At 73.4% G+C, this 21544-nt stretch carries 19 protein-coding genes and 1 pseudogene; 8 read left to right on the forward strand and 12 right to left on the reverse strand.

Going from position 1 to position 21544, the window contains the following annotated elements; all coding sequences use genetic code 11:
• From ACGWYJ_RS34375 to ACGWYJ_RS34385, 3 genes and pseudogenes are all read left to right on the forward strand, one after another.
• A pseudogene (locus ACGWYJ_RS34375) lies at positions 1-481 on the forward strand (benzoyl-CoA 2,3-epoxidase subunit BoxB); the annotation flags it as partial.
• Between the two features lie 129 nt (positions 482-610).
• Entirely contained in the window at positions 611-2683 is a 2073-nt protein-coding gene (locus tag ACGWYJ_RS34380) for a PQQ-binding-like beta-propeller repeat protein (RefSeq protein WP_395110744.1), read from the forward strand.
• Between the two features lie 27 nt (positions 2684-2710).
• Positions 2711-4876: a PQQ-binding-like beta-propeller repeat protein gene (locus tag ACGWYJ_RS34385; protein ID WP_395110745.1), complete on the forward strand. Its 2166-nt coding sequence runs from the start codon at positions 2711-2713 to the stop codon at positions 4874-4876.
• Positions 4877-4906: 30 nt separating this feature from the next.
• Here ACGWYJ_RS34385 and ACGWYJ_RS34390 read toward each other — a convergent pair whose 3' ends face one another.
• A complete protein-coding gene (locus ACGWYJ_RS34390; RefSeq protein WP_395110746.1) occupies positions 4907-5878 on the reverse strand; it encodes a helix-turn-helix domain-containing protein in 972 nt (323 codons plus the stop codon).
• Positions 5879-6068: 190 nt separating this feature from the next.
• Complete coding sequence (locus tag ACGWYJ_RS34395; protein WP_395110747.1) at positions 6069-6284, reverse strand: DUF397 domain-containing protein; 216 nt, start codon at positions 6282-6284, stop codon at positions 6069-6071.
• A gap of 306 nt (positions 6285-6590) precedes the next feature.
• Here ACGWYJ_RS34395 and ACGWYJ_RS34400 point away from each other — a divergent pair, with 306 nt between their 5' ends.
• Together ACGWYJ_RS34400 and ACGWYJ_RS34405 are read left to right on the forward strand one after the other, a co-directional pair.
• Positions 6591-7262: an ATP-binding protein gene (locus tag ACGWYJ_RS34400; protein WP_395110748.1), complete on the forward strand. Its 672-nt coding sequence runs from the start codon at positions 6591-6593 to the stop codon at positions 7260-7262.
• A gap of 13 nt (positions 7263-7275) precedes the next feature.
• The gene (locus ACGWYJ_RS34405; RefSeq protein ID WP_395110749.1) at positions 7276-7680 is read left to right on the forward strand and encodes a hypothetical protein; all 405 of its coding nucleotides are present in this window, start codon (positions 7276-7278) and stop codon (positions 7678-7680) included.
• A gap of 78 nt (positions 7681-7758) precedes the next feature.
• Here ACGWYJ_RS34405 and ACGWYJ_RS34410 read toward each other — a convergent pair whose 3' ends face one another.
• From ACGWYJ_RS34410 to ACGWYJ_RS34420, 3 genes are all read right to left on the reverse strand, one after another.
• The gene (locus ACGWYJ_RS34410) at positions 7759-8844 is read right to left on the reverse strand and encodes a S1 family peptidase (RefSeq protein ID WP_395110750.1); all 1086 of its coding nucleotides are present in this window, start codon (positions 8842-8844) and stop codon (positions 7759-7761) included.
• Between the two features lie 240 nt (positions 8845-9084).
• Positions 9085-9861 (reverse strand): Fpg/Nei family DNA glycosylase, encoded by a 777-nt coding sequence (locus ACGWYJ_RS34415; protein WP_395110751.1) that lies wholly within the window; start codon positions 9859-9861, stop codon positions 9085-9087.
• A gap of 77 nt (positions 9862-9938) precedes the next feature.
• Entirely contained in the window at positions 9939-10790 is an 852-nt protein-coding gene (locus ACGWYJ_RS34420) for a DUF72 domain-containing protein (RefSeq protein ID WP_395110752.1), read from the reverse strand.
• A 145-nt stretch (positions 10791-10935) separates the two neighbouring features.
• Between ACGWYJ_RS34420 and ACGWYJ_RS34425 the strand changes: the two genes are divergently transcribed.
• Positions 10936-12996 (forward strand): phosphatase PAP2 family protein, encoded by a 2061-nt coding sequence (locus tag ACGWYJ_RS34425; protein ID WP_395110753.1) that lies wholly within the window; start codon positions 10936-10938, stop codon positions 12994-12996.
• Here the strand turns inward: ACGWYJ_RS34425 and ACGWYJ_RS34430 are convergent.
• From ACGWYJ_RS34430 to ACGWYJ_RS34450, 5 genes are all read right to left on the reverse strand, one after another.
• Entirely contained in the window at positions 12987-13661 is a 675-nt protein-coding gene (locus ACGWYJ_RS34430; RefSeq protein WP_395110754.1) for a response regulator, read from the reverse strand. The genes ACGWYJ_RS34425 and ACGWYJ_RS34430 overlap by 10 nt on opposite strands.
• Positions 13658-15190 (reverse strand): histidine kinase, encoded by a 1533-nt coding sequence (locus ACGWYJ_RS34435; RefSeq protein WP_395110755.1) that lies wholly within the window; start codon positions 15188-15190, stop codon positions 13658-13660. The genes ACGWYJ_RS34430 and ACGWYJ_RS34435 overlap by 4 nt, the downstream gene beginning before the upstream one ends.
• Before the next feature lie 61 nt (positions 15191-15251).
• A complete protein-coding gene (locus ACGWYJ_RS34440; RefSeq protein WP_395110756.1) occupies positions 15252-15971 on the reverse strand; it encodes an alpha/beta fold hydrolase in 720 nt (239 codons plus the stop codon).
• Positions 15968-16357 carry a hypothetical protein gene (locus ACGWYJ_RS34445; RefSeq protein WP_395110757.1) on the reverse strand — a complete coding sequence of 130 codons (390 nt, stop codon included), beginning with the start codon at positions 16355-16357 and terminating at the stop codon, positions 15968-15970. The genes ACGWYJ_RS34440 and ACGWYJ_RS34445 overlap by 4 nt, the downstream gene beginning before the upstream one ends.
• Positions 16354-17175 (reverse strand): hypothetical protein, encoded by an 822-nt coding sequence (locus tag ACGWYJ_RS34450; protein ID WP_395110758.1) that lies wholly within the window; start codon positions 17173-17175, stop codon positions 16354-16356. The genes ACGWYJ_RS34445 and ACGWYJ_RS34450 overlap by 4 nt, the downstream gene beginning before the upstream one ends.
• 263 nt (positions 17176-17438) lie before the next feature.
• On the opposite strand from ACGWYJ_RS34450, the gene ACGWYJ_RS34455 reads away from it, so the two are divergent.
• The gene (locus tag ACGWYJ_RS34455; RefSeq protein WP_395110759.1) at positions 17439-18263 is read left to right on the forward strand and encodes an alpha/beta fold hydrolase; all 825 of its coding nucleotides are present in this window, start codon (positions 17439-17441) and stop codon (positions 18261-18263) included.
• Positions 18260-19423 carry an LLM class flavin-dependent oxidoreductase gene (locus ACGWYJ_RS34460; protein WP_395110760.1) on the forward strand — a complete coding sequence of 388 codons (1164 nt, stop codon included), beginning with the start codon at positions 18260-18262 and terminating at the stop codon, positions 19421-19423. The genes ACGWYJ_RS34455 and ACGWYJ_RS34460 overlap by 4 nt, the downstream gene beginning before the upstream one ends.
• Before the next feature lie 69 nt (positions 19424-19492).
• On the opposite strand, the gene ACGWYJ_RS34465 is transcribed toward ACGWYJ_RS34460, so the two are convergent.
• Positions 19493-20590, reverse strand: a complete 1098-nt coding sequence (locus ACGWYJ_RS34465) for a CapA family protein (RefSeq protein ID WP_395110771.1) — start codon at positions 20588-20590, stop codon at positions 19493-19495.
• A gap of 33 nt (positions 20591-20623) precedes the next feature.
• Positions 20624-21544 (reverse strand): NADP-dependent oxidoreductase, encoded by a 921-nt coding sequence (locus tag ACGWYJ_RS34470; protein ID WP_395110761.1) that lies wholly within the window; start codon positions 21542-21544, stop codon positions 20624-20626.

Raw genomic sequence — 21544 nt, forward strand, 5'->3', positions numbered from 1 at the left:
GCTCAAGGGCCGCTGGCTCGAGACCCGCCGCAAGGACGACCACCGGCTCACCGACGACTCGATCATGGTGGACGCGCTGGTCGACGGGACGGTCGGGCAGACCGAGGTGGCCGCGCTGGTCGGGCTGAACACCGACCTGCGCCGCGAGTACATCGCCGACTGCCAGAGCGGCGTCAACCGCTGGAACAAGATCATTGCCGGGGCGGGGCTGCCGCAGCGGCTCAGGCTGCCCAGCGTCGCGTTCAACCGGAAGGTGGGCGCGTTCGCCGGGATCGAGGCCACGCCCGACGGCGAGATCCTCTCCTCCGAGGAGTGGGAGCGGCGCAAGGGCGCGTGGCTGCCCACCGAGGTCGACAAGACGCACGTCCGATCCCTGATGCGGCCGGTGTACGAGCGCGGCAAGATCGCCGCCTGGATCGCCCCGCCCCGCAACGGCATCAACGGCAAACCGTTCGACTACGACTACGTCCACCTCGCCTGAGCGCCGGAGCGTCCGTGACCTCCCTCCGTGTCCTCCACGGCGGCTGACACACAGATCGCCGAACCCCTTGCGCGGCAAGGGCCGCTGCGTGGAAGGTCGTCTCCGTACACGGAAGCGGGGGTTGGGGCGATGGAGGCGTTACGGCCCGGGGATCCGCGCCGCATCGGCGGGTACCGGCTGCTGGGCAGGCTGGGCGCGGGCGGCATGGGGCTGGTGTACCTGGGACGGTCCGCGGGCGGGCTGATGGTCGCGGTCAAGGTGGTGCACGTCCATCTGGCCGAGGACGCCGACTTCAGGCAGCGGTTCCGGCGCGAGGCCGGGGCGGCGCGCGCGGTGAGCGGGGCGTTCACGGCGCCGGTCGTGGACGCCGATCCCGACGCCGACCCGCCCTGGCTGGCCACGGCCTACCTCCCCGGCCTGCCGCTCCAGGAGGTCGTCGAGAGGTACGGGCCGCTGCCGGTGCCCGCCGTCCTCGCCCTGGGCGCCGGCCTCGCCGAGGCGCTGGTGTCCATCCACCGGGCCGGGGTCGTGCACCGCGACCTGAAGCCCGCCAACGTCATCCTCGGCGCGGACGGGCCGCGCGTCATCGACTTCGGCATCGCGCACGCCGCGGAGATCGCCACCATCACCGGGACGGGCATGGCCGTGGGCTCGCCCGGCTTCATCGCCCCCGAGCAGGCCAGGGGAGAGGCCACCGGGCCCGCCGCCGACGTCTTCTCCCTGGGCGCCGTGCTGGTGCACGCCGCGACGGGCCGGGGCCCGTACGGGGACGGCCCGCCGCACGTGCTCATCTACCGCGCGGTGCACGAGGCGCCCCGGCTCGACGGCGTCACGGACCCGGGCCTGCGGTCGCTGGCCGCGGCCTGCCTCGCGCCGCGTCCCGCCGACCGCCCCACGCCCGCGTGGCTGCTGGAGCACCTGGCGGCGCTCGTCCCGCCGGGGACCGACCTGAACGGCCTGGGCTGGCTGCCGCCGCCCGTCGCCACCGGGATCGCCGAGGCCGCCACGCGACCGCCCGCGCCGACGCGGCCCCTTGAGGACGGCGGTCCGTCCCGGCGCGGTGTCCTGGTGCTGGCGGGCGCGGGAGCCGCCACGCTCGCCGCCGCGACCGTGACCGGTGTGCTGCTGTGGCCCGAGGAGCGTCCCTCCGCGGCGCCCACGCGCCGTGCCGCCACCGGGCCGACCTCGGCGCCACCGCAGACGATCAAGGTGAGCCGGCCCGTCTGGAAGCGTGACACCGGCAAGGAGTACCTGATGTGCGGCCCGGCCGTCTCCGGCGGCACGGTGTTCGTCGGGAGCGAGAAGGGCGACCTGCTGGCCTACGACGCGCGGACGGGCGGGCCGCGATGGCGGTACGCCACCGGCGAGCCGATCAGGTCACGGCCCGCGGTCGCCGGTGGCGTGGTGTACGTGGCCGGGATGGACGGCAACGTCCACGCCGTGGACGCGCGGACGGGCAGGGCGCGCTGGCGGCGCCAGGTGGGCGATTCGGAGGCCGACATCGTCGTCTCCGCCGGCGTCGTCTTCGCCGGCACCAAGAGGGTCCACGCGCTCGACGCGGCCACCGGCGCGATCCGGTGGGGCATCACCGGCGCGGGCACCATCAGCTCGGACCCGGCGGCGGCCGGTGCCGTCGCGTACGTGCCGCGCGGTCGCAGCCTCGACGCGGTGGACGCCTCCAGCGGACGGGTCCGCTGGTCGTACGGCATGAGCAAGGGAACGGGCAGGCCCGCGGCGGCGGGCGGAGTGGTGTACTGCGGCGACTTCCAGGGGGAGCGGCTGCACGCCATCGACGCCCGCACCGGCGAGCGGCGCTGGTCGTACGATCTCGGCGGCACCGTCACGGCACGGCCGGTGGTGGTGAACGGCGTGGTCTACGTGGGCGACTACAGCGGGAACTTCTTCGCGCTGGACGCGGCGCGCGGCACCCTGCGCTGGCAGGTGCAGGCCGAAGGGCAGATCCATTGCGGGGCGGTCCCGGCGGGCGGGTTGCTCTACGTGCCCTCCGGGGTCTACTCCGACGGCGTCCTGCACGCCGTCGACGCCGCCTCCGGGCGGGTGGTCTGGGAGTTCGCGATGCCCAAGGGAGTGGAGAGCGCCCCCGCGGCGGCGGGCGGGATGGTGTACGTGTCCTGCAAGGACGGCTACCTGTACGCTCTCGACGCCGAGAACGGGTCCGGCGCCGCTCCGGCCGGTGACTGAGCCTCGGCCGGGACGGGAGGGAGCACGATGACGGCGACGCGGCCAGGGGACCCCCGCAAGCTGGGGCCGTACCGCGTGGTGGGCAGGCTGGGCGCCGGCGGCATGGGGCAGGTGTACCTCGGCCGCTCACCGGGCGGGCGCGGCGTCGCCATCAAGGTCATCCACCCGGCGATGGCGGACGAGCCGGACTTCAGGTCGCGGTTCCGCCGCGAGGTGACCGCGGCCAGGGCCGTCAACGGCGTCTACACGGCCGCGGTGCTGGACGCCGACCCGGACGCGCCCCAGCCCTGGCTCGCGACCGCCTACCTTCAGGGCCTGTCCCTCCAGGACGCCGTCGCCGAGCACGGGCCGTTCCCGCCGCACGCGGCGCGGACGCTCGGCGCCGGGCTCGCCGAGGCGCTGGTCTCCATCCACCGCGCCGGGGTCGTGCACCGCGACCTCAAGCCGTCCAACGTGATGCTGACGCCGGAAGGGCCGCGGGTCATCGACTTCGGCATCGCCCGCGCGAGCGAGGCGAGCGCCCTCACCCGCACGGGCGTGGCCCTCGGCACGCCCGCGTACATGTCACCCGAGCAGGCGTCCGGCGGCACCGCCGGGCCACCGGCGGACGTCTTCTCGCTCGGCGCGGTGCTGACCTACGCGGTCACCGGCGTGGGCCCGTTCGGTCACGGCGCCGTGCACGACGTGATCTACCGCGTGCTGCACCAGGAGCCCGACCTCGGCCGCGTCCCCGATCCCGGGTTACGGTCGCTGATCGCGGCCTGCCTGCAGAAGGACCCGGACCTGCGGCCGAGCCCCGAGCAGGTGCTGCACGGGCTGGCGTCCGGCGGGGACCTCGCCTCCCCGCAGGGCACGTACTGGCTGCCGCCGCCCGTCGCGCGGCACATCGCGGACCAGGGCGCCCAGCCGCCCGTGCGCGGGCCCTCCCGCCGCCGGTTCCTCGTCGCCGGGGCGGCGGGCGTGGGCTGCGCCGGGCTCATGGGCGGCGCCGTGATCACCACGGTTCTCCGCCTGAAGGGCGAGGACCCCGTCCTGTGGACGTTCAGGCTGTCCGATGACGGGGTCCTGCGGACCGGTCCCCTCGTGGCGGCCGGCCACGTGTACGTCTCCACCTCCGACGAGACCATCGCGATCGACGGCCGCACCGGAAGGCGGCGCTGGGAGGGGGCGTTCACCGCGGCCAGGAACTCGTCCATGGCCGTGCTGGGCGGCACGGGGTTCCTGTGCGACTCGGGCGTGCAGTCGAGGCTGACCGCGTTCGACCTCGCGACCGGCCGGCCCCGATGGGAGACCCCGCTCAGAACGCGCTCGCTCGCCCCCACGCCGATCGTCGCGGCGGGCGCGGTCTGCCTGGCCGGCAGCGTGGACGTCGGCAACAGCGGCCTGTTCGCGTTCGACCCGGCCACGGGCCGCAACCGCTGGACCTACCGGGCCGACCTGACGACCGGCGACGTGGCGGCCGACGGCGGCGTCTGCTACCTCGCCGACGAGGACGGCTTCCTCTGCGCGATCGACGCCAGGACCGGCGGCGCGCGCTGGAGGGCGCGCGTGAACGACCGCTACCGCACCGCGTCCCCGGTGGCCGGCGGCGGGCTGGTGATCATGGAGACCCAGGACGGCGGGATCCGCGCCTTCGACGCCGCGACCGGACGGCAGCGCTGGGCGGTCGCCTCGGTCGGACGGGGAGGGGTCGAGGGGCTGGACCGCGAGTTCACCGGGTCGGTGATGATCGCGGGAGGCGTCGTGTACGTCGGCGGGTCGCGCGGCACCCTGTCGGCCCTGGACGCGCGTACGGGCGCGCGGCGGTGGAGCGTCACGCGCGACCGTCCGAGTGGCGAGACCCCGTCGCGCGGCGGTTACCTCCTGCCCGCCCTCGGCGGCGGCCTGGCCGTCCTGTCCGACCCCGAAGGGGGCATGCAGGGCGTGGACGCCGCCACCGGCAGGGTGCGCTGGAGGCAGATGGCGAGCAAGAGCCACGGCGAGCGCCCGCTCATCGTGGGATCCCAGGTCTACCAGGGCACGCTGGACGGCCTGTACGGCTTCGACCTGGCGACGGGGCGCCCGACCCTCCGGCTGGACCCCTCGGAGGAACCCGGCGCCGGCATCGGGTCCGCGCAGAACCTCGCCGCCGCGGGCGGCACCGTGTACTGCGCCGTCGACTCCAGGCTGATCTACGCCGTCCGGCCGTCCTGAGCCCTCCGGCGGTGGCGGCCCTCCGGCGGGTCAGAGGTCCTTGAGGATGCCGTTGAGGATGTCGCAGGTCTCCCCGGGCGGCGCGGCGAGCACGCACAGCTCGTTCATGATCTGCTTGTAGTTGTCCACCTCGGAGCGCTTGTCGAGGTAGAGGGCGCTGTTGACCTGCTCCAGGTAGACCATGTCGAGGATCTCGGGGTGGGCGAAGCGCAGCACCGTGAACGCGCCGCCCGCCGCCGGGTGGCCGCCGACGTGGAACGGCACGATCTGAAGCGTGACCGTCGGCAGGTCGGTGACCTCGATGAGATGCCGCAGCTGGGCTCGCATCACCTCGCGGCCGCCCAGCGGGCGGCGCAGCGCCGCCTCGTCGATGACCGCCCACAGCCTGGGCGACTGGCGGGACAGGATCCGCTGCCGGCGCAGCCGCAGCTGCACCCGCCGCTCGATCTCGTCGCGCTCGTCCTCGCCGTGCCGGAGCCCGATGACGGCGCGGGCGTAGTCCGCGGTCTGCAGCAGGCCGTGGATGAACTGCACCTCGTAGGTGCGGATCATCGAGGCGTCCTCCTCCAGGCCCACGTACAGTTCGAGCCAGCTCGGGATGACGTCGCTGTACTGCTGCCACCACCCGGGCATGCTGGCACGGCGGGCCAGCGCCAGCAGGTTCTCCCGCTCGTCGGCGGAGGCGACGCCGAACAGGGTGAGCAGGTCGGCCACATCGCGCTGCTTGAAGCCGCTGCGGCCCAGCTCCAGCCGGCTGATCTTGGACTCGGTGGCGCGGATGGCCCGCGCGGCGTCGGACCGGCTGACGCCGCCGGCCTCCCGCAGCCGGCGCAGCTGCGCGCCCAGCACCATGCGCAGCGCCGTCGGCCCGTCGGGCTCCCTGGTCGTGGTCATCGCCTCGGACGCCTCGGCCGTCCCGGCCGTGTCCTTCTCGGGCGGGCGCCTCGAAGGCGCCGCCCTGTTCTCCGCGGCAACGACCGCGTCCATGCCCTGCCCTGCCATGCCCGCACCCCGCCCCACACAAGCGATCCGGACTACTACATGCCTCTGCAACACCGACAGTCTGGCACCCTGCGGCGGTTCTGTCCGCAGGGTACGCACCAGTAAACAGCCGTACGCCCTCCTTGTACACGTCCAGCCGGATTCGGACGGGAACGATGTGCCGATCGGGATGCCCGGGGCGGGGCGGGGCTCAGCCGATCAGGTAGTCGAACTCGCCGTCCTTGACGCCGCGCAGGAACGCGCGGACTTCGGCGGGGGTGTAGACAAGGACCGGTCCGTCCGGAAAACGGGAATTGCGGACAGCGACCTCGCCGCCGTCCAGGACGGCGACCTCGAAGCAGCTCCCGTCGGGATTGCTGTGCCGGCTCTTGTGCCAGCGGGCCCCCGGCACTGCGCTAGCGGACATCCCGTTGTGGATCCCAGAGCCCATCGCACTCCTTCTGGCGCCCCCGTCGCATCCCCTGATGCGGTTTTCGGTCCGACCCAATGCTCGGCCTAACAAGATCTTTAACCGGGCATGGTCATGGATCATAGCCGGGCGGGCACGTGCGTCCGCTCGTGCTTTTTCTCACGACATCTCCTTGAATTCTCATCTGCTCTTGCAGACGCACGTGCATCAAGACACGATGGACACAACACGTGGGGACGTGTGCCAGTGTTAAGGAGATTCGCTCATGCGCGTGGAACCGACGCCCGGCGCGCGGGGTGCTGAATGACAGGCGCGCCAGGGCTGCCGGCGGGCACCGGCCTGCCGGCCGGACGCTCCTCGCACTTTCACGTCCCCTGGATGCCGTCCGCCCAGGCCCCGTCCTGGCGCATCGGCGACCTGCTGCTGTCGGGCGCGGCGCCGCCGTGCTGGCCGGAGCCGCCCCAGGGCGAGGGCGAGGACGCGGGGCTGCTGCTCCCCGCCGAGCCGGCCTCGCTGTCCGCCGCCCGCGACTTCGTGCGCAAGTGCCTGGCCGACTGGGGGCTGACGGAGCTGACCTGGGACGCCACCACCGTCGTCTCGGAGCTGTTCACCAACGCCATCACGCACGCGGCCTCCCCGTTCCCCTGTCCCGCCGAGGGCATCGTCCTGCGGGTGGTCCTCCTCTTCCATGGCGGGCGGCTGGGCATCCTGGTGACCGACCCCAGCGTCCGTCCCCCCGTGCATCCCGCCGAGCGGCCCGCGGACCGCGGCGACGCCGCCCTCACGGCGGGCGGGCTCGACTGCCTCCACGACCTCGACGGCCTGCTGGAGGAGGGTGGCCGCGGGCTGGCCATCGTGGGCGGGCTGAGCCGTGACTGGGGCTGGACGCCGGTGGTAAGCGGGGGCAAGGCCGTCTGGGCGGTGCTCGACCACCCCGCCGACGCCCGGGCCGAGCGCCGGACCGACGGTACGTGACGGAGTGACCCCCATGGCGGCCGCGTGGTACGGCCCTGACGGACGGGCCGTGACCGCCGCGGACGCCGGGAGGCTGCTCGCCGACTGGCGGGGCCGGATCGTCGCGGAGAACCTGATCCCCTCGGGTCAGGTCGTGCTCCTCGTCGTCACCGCGTTCACCGTCGCGCCCGTGGGTGGCGCCCCGCCGCCGGGCCTCCCGTACACGGGAGGCGAGATCCCGTCCCGGCCCGAGCCCGCGCCGATCCTGTGGGAGACCATGGTCACCGCGGAGGACACCGGCGCGCTGGTCGGCCGCTACCGTTCCCGCGTGGAGGCCGAGGCGGGCCACGCGCGGATCGTCGCGCAGGTCTACCAGCTCCTGGAGAGCTTCCATCCCGGCCAGGTCGTGAACGTGCTCACCCGCGTCCCGCCGCACTGAGCCGCCCGCGCGGTCGCCGGGCAATGGGAAACCCCCGGGGCCGAGGAGAACGGGCGGCCCCGGGGGAGGGGAGAGGGGTCAGAAGACGTTGACGCCGTAGGCGTTCAACGCCTCGGTGACCGGCTGGAAGAAGGTCACGCCTCCGGTGGAGCAGTTGCCGCTGCCGCCCGAGGTGAGGCCGTAGGCGGTCGTGCCGGAGAACAGCGAGCCGCCGCTGTCGCCGGGCTCGGCGCACACGGTGGTGCGGATGAGGCCGGACACGGTGCCCTCGGCGTACCGGACGGTCTGGTTCAGCGCGGTCACGGTGCCGCTGCGCACGCCGGTGGTGCTGCCGCTGCGGCGGACGGTCTGGCCGACGGCGGGCGTGCCGGCCGAGGTGATGTCCTGCGTTCCGGAGCCGTACAGGTAGACGCCTCCGGTCTTGGCGATGGAGGTGTTGGTGTAACGGACGATGCCGTAGTCGTTGCCGGGGAAGCTGCTGCCGGCCCTGGTCCCCAGCACGGTGGTGCGGCTGGAGTTGGCGTACCAGGTCGAGCCGATGTTCGTGCAGTGGCCCGCGGTGAGGAAGAAGTCGGTGCCGGCGGAGTCGCGGACGTTGAAGCCCAGCGAGCAGCGGCCGCCGGAGGCGTAGATCGCCTCGCCGCCCGCGATCCTGGTGCTGAACGTCCCGGCGACCCGCTCCAGCCGGACCGCGGCGCCGTGCCTGGCCGCCGCCTTGCGGACCGCGGCCAGCCTCGCTCCGGTGACGGTGTCGTCGTAGGACAGGACGACCTGGTTGGCGGCGGGGTCGATGGCCCACGCGGTGCCGCTGACGGTGACGGATCGCTCGATGGCAGCGCTGATCCTGTTCAGCGCCGCGCCGCTGCGGGCGACCGTCCTGGGCACCGCGCCGGCTTGGCGGACCTGGGTGGCGGTGGTGGCGTCGGTGACCGCGACGACCAGCCGTCCGGTGGCGCGGTCGACGTAGGAGCCGGCGCTGCGGGAGCCGAGGCGCTCGGCGAGGTCGGCCGAGAGCCGGCCGGGGTCGGGCTGGGCGGCCGTCGGCGCCGCCGCGGGGGCGGCGGACGCGGCGGGGGCGGCGGCCAGCACCGCGGCGGTGACCGCCGCGGTCGAGCCGATGACGGCGAGGGGTCGGAGGGGACGTCGGCGGGGATCTGTCCTCACGGTGCCTCCCTGGGAGCAGGACGCGTCCGGAATGCGTCCTAGGTCAGGTGAAGCATGAAGACCGGGGGATGGCCCGGCAAGACCAAGAAGTTGACCAAGGGATCTGACCAGATCTGGCAACCCTGCGAAATCCGCCCGTCACTGATCGGTCGGGTCGGCGCGGGAACGTTCGAAAACGTTGGGTGGTTCCCGTATGGCCGGAAGCGGCCATGCCTTCGGCCGTATCCGGCCGCCCTCGGGTCAACGGGGCTGGCAGCGCGGGCACCAGACCGTCGTCCGGCCCGACATGCGCTCCCGCGACAGGGGGACATCGTGCCTCGGGCAGGTGCCGTCGGGACGGTCGCGGACTCCGGTCAGCCACGATCGTCGGGGCGGGACACGACCGGCCTTGACAGATTCCCGCAACACCCGGCGCATGGCCCGGTAGAGCGCGGCCCGCTCGTCGTCGTCCAGATCGCGGGCCGGGCGCAGCGGGTTGACGCGGGCGTGCCAGCAGATCTCGTCGGCCAGCAGGTTGCCGAGGCCGGCGAGGGCGGACTGGTCGGTCAGCACCGTCTTGAGCCGCCCGCGCCGCCGGGCGAGCAGAGCGTCGAAGTCGCCGCGCGGGATCTCCGTCGCGTCGGGACCGAGGTCGCTCAGGGACTCCTCGGCCTCCGCCTCGTTCTCCATCAGGCGGATGCCCTGGAGCTTGCGCATGTCCCGGTACCGCAGCTCCCCGTCCTCAAGGGACAGCACCACCCGGTCGTGCGGGTGCGGCTCGTCGTCATGGGAGTGCCAGGACAGGGATCCGGTCATGCCGAAATGGAACGTCAGCACAGGCCCTTCCGCGGGCGCGAGCAGCCGCTTGCCGTGCCGCCGGGGCGTCCCGAACCGGTGGCCGCGCAGCGCCCGGTCCAGCCGGCGCGGGCCGACATCGCGCAGGACGCCGGGGTCGCGCACGCGCACACCGGTGATCGGGTCTCCGGTGTGCTCGGCGAGCACTCGGCGGAACGCCTCCACGTCGGGCAGCTCGGGCATGCGCGGGTTCCTACCCGTCCCCTCGCGAACATGCCTGGCCTGGCGCTCGGCAGCCCGGAAGGCGCGAACTCAGAGGCTCAGAAGAGGGTCGGCGGCCCGGCCGGAACCGGCTCGGGCAGCGGCTCCAGCTCGGGGACGAGCGCGCGCACGTCGTCGTGGAAGCGGCGCGCGAGCGTGAGCGCGTCGGCGTTGTCGGGCGTGTGGACGAACACCGTCGGCGAGCGGCCCTCGCGCAGCCAACCGGCCACCGTGGCGGCCCACGGACGCCAGCCTTCGACCGTCCGGCCGGCGTCGTCCCGCCCCAGATAGCGGACGATCGGCGTGCCGGTCAGGGCCCGGGACCGGCGCGGCACGCGCGGCTTCTTCGTCCAGGCGTCCCGTTCGGCGTCGCTGGTCGGAGGGCTCCGGAACAGGACGGTGGTGTCGAAGGGGACCCACTCGGCCCCGGCTCCGCCGAGCACCCGTTCCAGCAGCGCCTCCGCGCGCTCGTCGGCGAAGAACGCGCGGTGCCGGACCTCGACGGCGTACCGGTGGCCCCGCGGCAGCCGGCGCAGGAACGCCGCCAGGGCGCCCACGTCGGACGGGCCGAACGCTCCCGGCAACTGCACCCACAGCGCGTGCGTCCGCGGCCCCAGTGGTTCGATCGCCGACAGGAACGACCGCAAGTCCTCGTCAACATCGGCCAAACGGCGCTCATGCGTGATGGAACGCGGCAGTTTCACCACGAACCGGAAGCCGGGGTCGGTCTGGGCGGCCCACGACTCCACCGTGCTCCGCGCCGGGGTCGCGTAGAAGGTGGTGTTGCCCTCCACCGCGTTGCACCAGCTCGCGTACGACTTCAGGCGTTCGCCGGGAGGAAGCGGATGGGGGAGGAGACGTCCCTGCCACGGCGCGTGACTCCACATCGCGCATCCCACATGAAGTCGCATGAAAGGCGACGCTACCGCCCCGCGACGGCGTCGTCCGCGCAAAGGTCCGGCCACGACAGGATCGGGTCCGGATTGATCGCGTTAGCGGAGGATGATGCCGGGAAATCCTCCGAAGGGAGATCAACCAGCGGGCGGGAGGGCGCACATGGCTGCCGGTGTCTCGGTGCCTCTGGGCGCGTCGCCGGTCGGCGACGCCGTTTCCACGAGGCTCTCGCTCCGGCGTGAACTGGCGTTGGGGCTCGCGGTGTTCGCGGTCTACGCCGTGGTCGACTCGATGCCGGTCACCGAGCGCACCGCGGTGGCCGAGGCGCACGGCCGCGACCTGCACGCCCTGGAGAAGCTGCTGCACCTCGACCTGGTGACGCCGGCCAACCGGTGGCTGTCGAGCCACCCGGCGGTCGCCACGGTGGCCAACTACGAGTACGCCACCTCGTACGTGATCAGCGCCCTGATCATGCTGGGCTATCTGTACCGCCGCCGTCCCGGCCGCTACCCGGTGGCGCGCAACTCCTTCGCCCTCATCAACCTCATCGGGGTGGCGTGCTTCGCGCTGTACCCCGTGATGCCGCCCCGGCTGCTGTCCGGCCTCGGGTTCGTCGACACGGTCAAGCAGGGCGGGACGTGGGGGTCCTGGGGCACCCCGCTGATCGACAACGCCAACCAGCTCGCGGCGATGCCCTCGCTGCACGTGGCCTGGGCGCTGTGGGTCAGCGTCGAGCTGTCACGGATCTCGGCGCGCCGCGACGTGCAGGTGGCGAGCATGCTGCACGTGCTGGTCACGGTCCTGGTCACCGTGGCCACCGCCAACCACTACCTTCTGGACGCGGCGGGCGCGGCCGTCCTGGTGCTGCTCTGCAACGTGCTGGCCGAGCGGCTCACCGCGGGCCAGCGCGCCCGGCGCGCCAAGCGGGCCCGCAGGCTGCGGCCGCCCGACTCCTTCTTCCTGGCCGTGGAGCGGCCGGGCGTGCCCCAGCATGTCGGCGGGGTGATCCTGCTGGACGACGAGGACGGCACGCTCGACCGGAACCGGATGGTCGGGCTCGTCCGGCAGCGGCTGGGCGCGCTGCCCAGGTTCCGGCAGCGGCCCGGCGAGAGCGGGCCGTGGCGCCGCGCGGTCTGGGACGACCACCCCGACATCGACTGGGACTGGCACATCGTCGAGCGGCGCCTGCCCGAGCCGGGCGGGCAGGCGGCACTGGAGCGGCTGGTCGCCGAGCTGGAGGCCGAACCGCTGCCCAAGGACCGCCCGCTGTGGCGGATCGTGCTGGTCCCCGGGTACGCGCCGGGCCGCAGCGCCGTCGTCTTCCTGATGCACCACGCGGTGGCGGACGGCATGGGGGTCATCGCGCACGCCCTGCGCCTGGTGGAGCCGGAGATCGGCCCGGTGGAGGGCGGTCCGGCGACACCCGGCCCGCGCGGGCTGCGCAGGGCCGCCGGGGTGGCGCTCGGGCTGTTCCAGCTCGCCACCGAACGCCGCCAGGGGATGCGGCTGCCGTCCCACGGCACCGGCGAGCGGCGCTTCGGCTCCTTCGAGCTTCCGCTGGACGAGCTGCGGAGCCTGGCCCGGTCGTACGGGGTCAGGGTCAGCGACGTGCTGCTGTGCGCCGTGGCGGGCGGCCTGTCCCGCGTCTCGCCCACCTGCGAGCAGGACACCGCCGAGGCGAGGCGGCTGCGCGTCACCGTGCCGCTGATGATGCGGACGCCCAGCACCCCGCCGGAGGGCAACTACACGGCGGCGGTCATGGCGGACCTCCCCATCGGCGCGATGCCCGAGCCCGACCGGCTCGCCGCCATCGCCCGCGACACCCGGCGCCTGCACAGCGGCACCCGCGCCCTGGCGTCGTGGTTCGTGATGCGCCGCGCCGCGGCGCTGCTCCCGGCGGGGCTGCACAGGGCGTTCTCCAGGACCGTCTACGGCGACCGCATCTTCCAGGCCGTCGTGACGAACCTGCCGGGCCTGGACACCGAGCTGACGCTGGCCGGCAAGCCGATCTACGGGGTCCAGCCGCTGGTGCCGCCCGCCGACGGCGCGCCGCTGGCGGTCGGCGCGCTGAGCTGGAGGCGCCGCGTCCACTTCGGCGTCACCGCCGACCCGGTCGTGCTGGAGGACGCGGGCAAGATGGCCGCCGCGATGCGCGACGTGATCGGCGAGCTGGCCGAGGCCGTGGCCGGGCGCGCCGGCCGGGTGGCCGAGCGTCAGGGCTGATCGGCCGGGGAGGGCACCAGCCCCTGCCGGACCGCCCACAGCGCCGCCTGGGTACGGGAGCCGCAGCCGGTCTTGGCGAGCACGTTGCTGACATGGGTCCGCGCGGTGCGCTCGGTGATCACCAGCCGTCCGGCGATCTCACGGTTGGACAGCCCCTGCGCGATGAGGGTCAGCACCTCGTGCTCGCGCTTGGTCAGGTCCCTGCCGGTGTCCCGTCCCGGCATCAGCGAGCGGGTGAGCCTGCGGGCCACGCCGGGGTCGAGGTGCATCTCGCCGCGGCGCGCCGCCCGCACGGCCGCCGCCAGCTCGTCGGCCTCGGCGTCCTTGAGCAGGAACCCCGCCGCGCCCGCCTCCAGCGCCGCCTGTACCCGCTCGGTCTGCCCGAAGCTGGTGAGCACCACGACCTCCACGTCCGGATGACGCTCCCTGATCACGCCGATCGCGGTCAGCCCGTCGAGCCGCGGCATCACCAGGTCCAGCAGCAGCACGTCGGGCGTCTGCCCCTGGGCGGCCAGCGCGCCCAGGCGGTTCAGCGCGTCCTGGCCGTCCACCGCCTCGGCGACCACCTCGATGTCGTCCACCAGGTCGAAGAAGGCCCGCATGCCGGAGCGGACGACGGCGTGGTCGTCCACCAGCATCACCGTGATCGGCCGTTCCGCGGTCATGCCCGATCACCGTCCCGGCGCCCGTTCAGGCGTCGGTTCGAGTGTTCGTTCCGGAGGTCGACGCGCAGCCGCGTGCCCCGTCCGGGCGCGCTGTCGATGGTGAGGTCCGCGCCGATGCGGCGGGCCCGTTCGGCCATTCCGACCAGCCCGAGACGCCCGGGGGCGGGAGCGGACGGGTCGAAGCCGCGGCCGTCGTCGCCCACCTCCAGCACCCCCTCGCCGTCCCGGCCGAGCCGCACCTGGACGGTGCGGGCGCAGGCGTGCTTGACCACGTTGTGCAGTGCCTCCTGGAAGATCCGGTACAGGTTCTCCACGGTGTCGTCGTCCAGCCCGTCCCCGGCCGAGCCGCGCACGTCCACGGCGAGCCCCTCCCGGACCGCGACGGCGGCGGCGTGCTGCCGGACGGCCTGTTCCAGCCCGAGATCGGGCAGGGCGCCCGGCCGCAGCTCCAGGACCAGGCCGCGCATCTCCGCGAGGGTGTCGTGGGCGAGCCGCCGCGCCGTGGCCACGTTGGCGCGCAGCCGCCCGTCCGGGTCCGCCGCGGCGTCCAGGCGCTCGGCGGCCAGCTCGACCGCCCGCATCCGCAGGGTCAGGGAGAACAGGGACTGGCAGACCGAGTCGTGCAGGTCCCGGGCGATGCGCTGGCGTTCCTCCAGCGCCGCCTTGCCCTCGGCCTCGTCCAGGAGCCGGGCGTTCTCCACGGCGATCGCCGCCTGGTCGCACATGGTGCGCAGGAACGCGACCTCCTCCTCGCCGGGGTCGTGGTCGGGCGGGTAGAACCCGTTGAGCACCCCCAGGGTGCGCCCGCCGACGGTCAGCGGCACCGAGATATAGGTATCCCACGAGAACGCGGCCATCACCGGCCGCAGGGGCTCCCACGCGGGGTCGGTCAGGACGTGCGCGGCCTGGCCCCGCCCGATCTGGACGCCGCCGGTGCGCAGGGCGTCCAGCGTCAGCAGGTGCGCGCCGCGCCTGCGGGCCTGCTCGAACCGCTCCGGGAAGTCGGGAGGGAAGAGCGGCAGCCCGGCCTGGCCGATCATGCGCAGCGTCGCGGTGCCGGGCTCGGTCAGCACCACCTGGCAGGCCGCCATCGCGGTGGCCTGGACGACCTCGCCCGCGACCCGGTCCAGGGTGGCGGCCAGCGAGCCCGAGCGGGCGGCGACGCTGGCGGCGGCGTTGGTGAAGGCCATCAGCCGCCGCTCGACCCGGGTGTAGGCGGCGGCGTCGCGGAACACCAGCACCCAGCGCGTCTCCCCGTCGCCGGTGCGGAACCGCCGCGCCTCGTACTCGATCTCGGTGCCGTCGTCCCGGACGACCCGGCGGGACGGCCCCGCCAGGTGCTCGCGGGGACGGGCGAACAACGGCCGCCCGAGCACGTCCACGGCGGCGGCGCCGAGGATCCGCAGGCCCTCGGGGTTCACGTGCAGGCAGGCGCCCTCCTCGTCGAGGAGGGCGATCCCGTCGGGCGCCGCCTCCACCATCGCCGCGACGAGGTCCGAGGAGAGGGCGGGACCAGCGGGAACACGCATCTTGCCTCCGATCCCCGGCAGGTCACCACGCCGTCCCGGCGGTTGTCAACAGGCCGCCCCGTCAGCCGGAAGCCGCCTCGGCGGCCAGCTTGAGCAGGGCCGAGACCGTCTCGTCCGGGGCGGTGACCATGGCCTCGTGACCCGTCCCGATGGTGAGGACCGGCCAGCCGAGCCGCTCCGCCTTTCCCCGCTGCCCGGCGAACACGTCCTTCCAGGCGGTGCAGCCCAGGTACGCGGCGGGAACGCGGTCGGCCGCGCCGGTCAGGCGCAGCGGCTGGGTGTAGGTGAGCCACGGGTGCGGGGTGAGCAGCGGCTCCAGCCAGGCCAGGTCGGCGGGGTCGGTCACCCCCAGGACCTCCAGCGAGCGCGGCGGGACCAGCCAGCCGAACCCGCGCTCGGCCACCGACTCCGCCCAGTGGTGCGCGACGTCCTCGGGCAGCAGGTCGCGGGCGCGGTCGCCGTCGCCGGGCACGAAGGCGTCCAGATGGATCCGCAGCGCGATCCGGTCGGGCAGGCGGTCGGCGACGCCGGTGATGACCTGCCCCGCGTAGCTGTGCCCGACCAGCACCACCTCGCGCAGGTCCTCGACGAGGATCAGGCGGGCGATGTCCTCGATGTGGGTGTCGAGCCCGACGGCCGGGCCGATCAGGTGGGCGCGTTCGCCGAGCCCGGTCAGGCTGGGGGTGTGCACGGTGTGCCCGGCCTCGCGCAGCGGCCCGGCGACCCTGCGCCAGCACCAGCCGCCGTGCCAGGCCCCGTGGACGAGGACGAACGTGGTCATCGCCGGTCGCTCCCCGCCTTGCGTGCGCGCTCGGCGTAGTCACGGGTGCGGTCGTAGGTGCCCGGCGGCACGCCCTCGCGCGCCTCCCGGTCGCGTGCGACGAACCGGCAGCCCGTCCACGCGAGCAGGGGGTGGGCTCCGGCGGCCACGCACGTGTCGATGTCGAGCGTCCGCAGGGCCTTGGACTCCTCGGGGGAGAGCCCGAACTCCTGCTCCACCGCGTCCGCGTCGTCCAGGTACCTGGCGCGCAGCGCCGGGTCGCGGAAGTCGCGCAGCAGCCGGTTGAAGTCGTAGGACTCGGGATCGGGGTAGCGGTAGTGGTGGTAGCCCTTGCCGCGGAACACGTACCCGCCGTACTTCTGGTCCGTCGTCTTCTGGTCCGTCACCGTGCCGCCTCCATCGCCTGGGTCTCGGTGTCCCAGACCACGACGCCGTGGCCGTGGTGCCAGATCGGCTGGTAGGACAGCACCCGGCCGGGCCTGCGCCGTCCCATCGCGCCGAACAGCACGAACCAGGCCAGCAGCTCGCCCTCGCCCACCTCGTCGAGCTGCTCGGGGGTGAGGTCGAGGAGCGGATCGAGGTCGCCCGCCTCGATCCGGTCCAGGATCCAGCGGTCGAACCCGAACTCCGGCTCGGGGTACTTGGGCGTGCCCGGGTAGTGCGACATGCCGCCGCTGGCCAGGACCGCCACCCGCTCGTCGCGCCCGGCGATCACCTCGGCGATCGCCCGTCCCAGCGCCTCGCACCGGCGCGGCGTGGTCAGCGGCGGAAGGTACACGTTGACCAGCAGCGGCACCACCGGGATGGGGCGGTCGCCCAGCACGAACCGGAACGGCGTCGCGAACGCGTGCCCCAGCTCGGCCCGCTGGGAGTACGCCATGTCGAACCCGCGCTCGATCAGGCCCTCCACCAGCGCCGTCGCCAGCCCGGTGTGGACGGGGCGCGAGAACGGCTCGCCGCCGAACTCGCCCTCGGCGCGCGGCCCGGTGTACAGGGTGAACGTCGGCACCAGGTCAAGGGAGAAGGTCTCCAGATGGTCCGAGCCGATGATGAGCAGCGCGTCCGGCCGCGTCTCGTTCAGGATCCCGCCGAGCTCGCGCAGCGCGTCCCGGGACGCGTCGAGCTGCGTCTCGTCCTCGCCGGGGAACGACTGCAGAAGCTGCGGCGCGTGGACGCCCGCCATCGCGGCCACGACCTCGCCCATGACCCCTCCAATGTGTCGTGTGTCACCGGCACGGTAAGCGGGGGCGTGATTTCCGGCCCATTGGCCGTCGGACCTGACTTGCCTACGTCATTCGTCGTAGGGCCGCGTCCGCCCCGGATCACCCTTAGCGCCGCCCGGGACCCTTTCCAAGGCGGCTTCCAGGACACGGAATTCAGGGTTGATCTCGCCCAAACGCGACTTGATGCTGAGCAAGACCGACATATCGCTCGCCTGTGCAGGTACTTCCGAGAGAGGCGATCAGGTTGTCCAACGTCACTGCCGACGGCGAACGGGCCGCGTCCGCGGGGCCGGTGAGCCGCACGCTGGAGTTCCCCGGCGGCTCCATCCAGTACTTCCGCGAGGGCCGGGGAAGACCGCTGCTGTTCCTGCACGCCGCCGGAGGAGCGGGGGTGTGGCACGAGTTCCTGGAGCGGCTGTCGGCCGGCTTCGACGTGGTGGCGCCCGCGCACCCCGGCTTCGGACCCTCCGACGAGCTGCCCGAGGTCGAGGACATCGACGACCTCGTCTACCACTACATCGACGTCATCGACCGGCTCGGGCTCGACCGCCCGCACGTCGTCGGCGGCTCGTTCGGCGGCTGGGTCGCCGCCGAGCTGGCCGTCGCCGCGCCGCACAAGATCGCCTCACTGACCCTGCTGGGCGCGGTGGGGCTGCGCATCCCCGAGCACCCCGTCACCGACCTGTTCTTCCTCAAGCCGCACGAGATCCCCCCGGTGCTGTTCTCCGACCCGGCCAAGGCCGCGGAGATGTTCCCGCCCGGCGAGCCCGACATCGACACGATCCTGGCCGCCTACAAGGACCAGACCGCGCTCGCCCGCTTCGGCTGGGTGCCGTTCCTCAACAACCCCAAGCTGGAGCGGAGGCTGAAGAGGATCACCGCGCCGACCCTGGTGGCGTGGGCGGAGAAGGACGCGCTCGTCCCCATCGAGCACGGCCGCCGCTACGCCGAGCGCATCCCGGGCGCCCGTTTCGAGGTCGTGGACGACTGCGGCCACGCCATGTACTTCGAGCGACCCGCGGAGTTCGCCGACGTCGTCATGGGTTTCCTGAGCGGAGTGAGCAGATGAGGTTCGTGTTCTTCCACCTGATGCCCTACCCCTACCTGCCGGACGACTTCGACGAGAACCACAGGTCGCCCTCGCTGACGTTCCCGAGCAAGTACTTCGACCCCCGGCTCGGCCGCGAGCTCTACCACCGCTACCTGGACGAGCTGGAGTACGCCGAGACGCTGGGTTTCGACGGGATCGCGGTCAACGAGCACCACCAGACCGCCTACGGGCTGATGCCCTCGCCGAACCTCATGGCGGCGGCGCTGTCCCGGCGCACCGAACGGGCGCAGATCATGGTGCTGGGCAACGCGATCGGCATCCGCGGCAACCCGCTGCGGGTGGCCGAGGAGATCGCGATGCTCGACCATCTGACCAACGGCAGGATCGTGTCGGGCTTCGTCCGCGGCATCGGCTGGGAGTACTTCGGGCACAGCGTCAACCCGACCAGGTCCCGCAGCCGGTTCAACGAGGCGCACGACCTGATCATCAAGGCGTGGACGTCCGACGACGTGTTCCAGTGGTACGGCGACAACTACGAGTACCGCTACGTCAACCTCTGGCCCAAGCCGCTCCAGCGCCCGCACCCGCCGATCTACATCCCCGGCGCGGGCAGCACCGAGACGATGAAGTTCGTGGCCGAGCACGGGTACACGTACATGTCGGTCTACGCCCCCAGCAGGGTCGTCAAGATGTGGTTCGACGGCTACCGCGCCGCGGCGGAGGAGGCGGGCGTGACGCCCGACCCCGAGAAGATCGGCTTCTCGCTCCCGGTCTATGTCGCCGAGACCGACGAGCAGGCCCACCGCGAGGCGAAGCAGTACCTGGAGTGGCTGTTCCTGAAGGGCCTCAAGCAGGGCACCGAGATCGTCTCCCCGCCCGGCTACATGAGCCAGGGCTCGATGCGGGGGATCCTCAAGGCGGGCCTGAAGCCCTTCGCCGAGCTGTCCTACGAGGAGCTGCTCGCGCAGGGGTACGCCGTCGTCGGCAGCCCGCGGACCGTGACCGAGCGGTTCGGCGAGCTGCACGAGCAGCTCGGCTTCGGGCAGCTCATCGCCCTCATGAGCATCGGGAACGCCCCGCACGAGCACACCAAGCGGAGCATGGAGCTGTTCGCGTCCGAGGTCATGCCCGCGCTTCGCCCCCTGGGCGTGGCCAGCACGGCGGGCGCGGCCTCCTAGCCGGATCCGCGGCCCGGCACGTGCCGTCATGGCGGCGTGCCGGGCCGCCGATCCGGGGCGTGCCCCGTCTCAGGCGAGGGACAGCAGGCCGTCGGGATCCCGGGTGACGCGGGTGCCGAACGCGCGGCTGCTCCCCTCCAGGGTCTGGCGGAGCCAGGCGATGTCCTCGTCGCCGGGGCGGCGCAGGGACATCTTCCCGGCCTGCATCGGGGCCATCCGCAGGGAGGCCGGTTCGCCGGTCCCGGGGGCGAGGGTGGCCAGGTAGAGCAGCCGGAGGTCGTCGCGGAACCCCTCGTACCCGCCGATCCCCTCGTAGTCGTTGATGAGGTCGCCGCAGCCGTACAGGATCGGCTTGCCCCGGTACACCTCGATCGGGCGGGGATGGTGCGAGGAATGGCCGTGGACGACGTCCACCCCGCCGTCGATGAGCGCGTGCGCGAAGCGGACCTGGTCGCGGGGGACGTGGTGACCCCAGTTCGAGCCCCAGTGGATCGAGGCGATCGCGATGTCGCCCGGCCGCTTCACGCGCTTGACGTGGTCGAGGAGGCGGGCCGCCTCGGCGGCGGAGGGCTCGGGGACGAACGCGACCCCGGCCCGGTCCCCGGTGGCCGCCCAGGACGGATCGACCCCGCTGGAGGGCATCCCGAAGGCGAACACCAGCACCCGGCCGCCCTCGACAGGGACGATGGCGGGCGCGGCGGCGGCCCTCGCGTCCCGGCCCGCGCCCGCCGTCCGCAGACCGGCGGAGTCCAGGGCGTCGAGCGTGTCGTGCAGGCCCTGGAGGTCGAAGTCCAGGACGTGGTTGTTGGCCAGGACGCACACGTCGGGCCGGGCGGCGGCCAGGCAGGGCAGGTTGGCGGGGTTCATCCGGTAGTGGATCTCCTTGCCGGGGGCGAACCGGCCGTCCCGCGTGACGCTGGTCTCCAGGTTCAGCACGAGGGCGTCGGGAGCGGACTCCCGCAGCACCGCCAGGGCGTCGCCCCAAGGCCAGTCGAAGGGAACCGGTTCCGGAAGGGGGCCGTTCGCCTCCACGGCCAGCGAGACGTACTCGCGGGCGTCCCGCACCGACGGCTCGCGCAGCACCGGGTCGCCGGGATGCGGAAGGATCTGGTCCACACCACGGCCGAGCATGACGTCCCCGCAGAGCGCCAACGTCACCGACCCCATGGTTCCCATGCCGGCACCGGCCTCCCCAGCCGCTCAGGGAACCAGGACGATCTTGCCCCGGGTGTGCCGCCTCTCCAGCTCCCGGAAGGCGTCCTGGACCTTCTCCAGCGGGTAGGTCCGGGCGATCGGGACCTCCAGCCGCCCGGCGGCGATGGCCGCCGCCAGCTCGGCCAGCACCTTCGCGCTGGCCGCCGCGGCGGTGCCCTCGCCCTTGACGCCGTGCTCGGCCACCGCCGCGAAGTCGATGATCGTGTTGATCCGTTCCGGGGCGACCCCGAGATCGAGGGCGAGCCGCACGTAGCCCCGCCCGAAGGTGTCGATGAAGGCGTCCACCCGTCCCCCCGCGGCCTCCCGGATCCGGTCGGCGACGCCGTCGCCGTAGGCGAGGGGACGGATGCCGTGCCCGGCCAGCCAGCCGTGGTTGCGCTCGCCCGCCAGCCCGATCACGTCGGCGCCGGCGTTGCGGGCCAGTTGCACCGCGATCGAGCCGACGCCGCCCGCCGCGCCCGACACCACCACGGTGTCGCCCTCCCCGGCCCCCACCGCGCGGACCGCCGCGTACGCCGTCGTCCCCGCGATGAACAGGGCGCCCGCGACCTCCCACGGCACGTTCCCGGGCTTGGGCGTCAGGTTGCCGGCGGGGACGGCGACGTACTCGGCGTGGCTGGCCCGGTCGTGCGTGAAGCCGATCAGCTCGTCGCCCACGGACGCGCCCTCGACGCCCTCGCCGATCTCCTCGGCCACCCCGGCCAGGTCGCTGCCCTGTCCCGAGGGGAACGTCGCCGGCCAGCGCTGGTGCAGCAGGCCCTCGCGGATCGACGTCTCACCCGGGTTGATCCCCGCGGCCTTCACCCTGATCAGCACCTGCCCCGGGCCGGGCACGGGACGTTCCACCTCCACGACCCGCAGGACGTCGATCCCGCCGTACCCGTTGAACCTGACCGCCTTCGGCAT

It is taken from the genome of Actinomadura sp. SCN-SB, from assembly GCF_043906805.1.
Classification (GTDB): domain Bacteria; phylum Actinomycetota; class Actinomycetes; order Streptosporangiales; family Streptosporangiaceae; genus Spirillospora.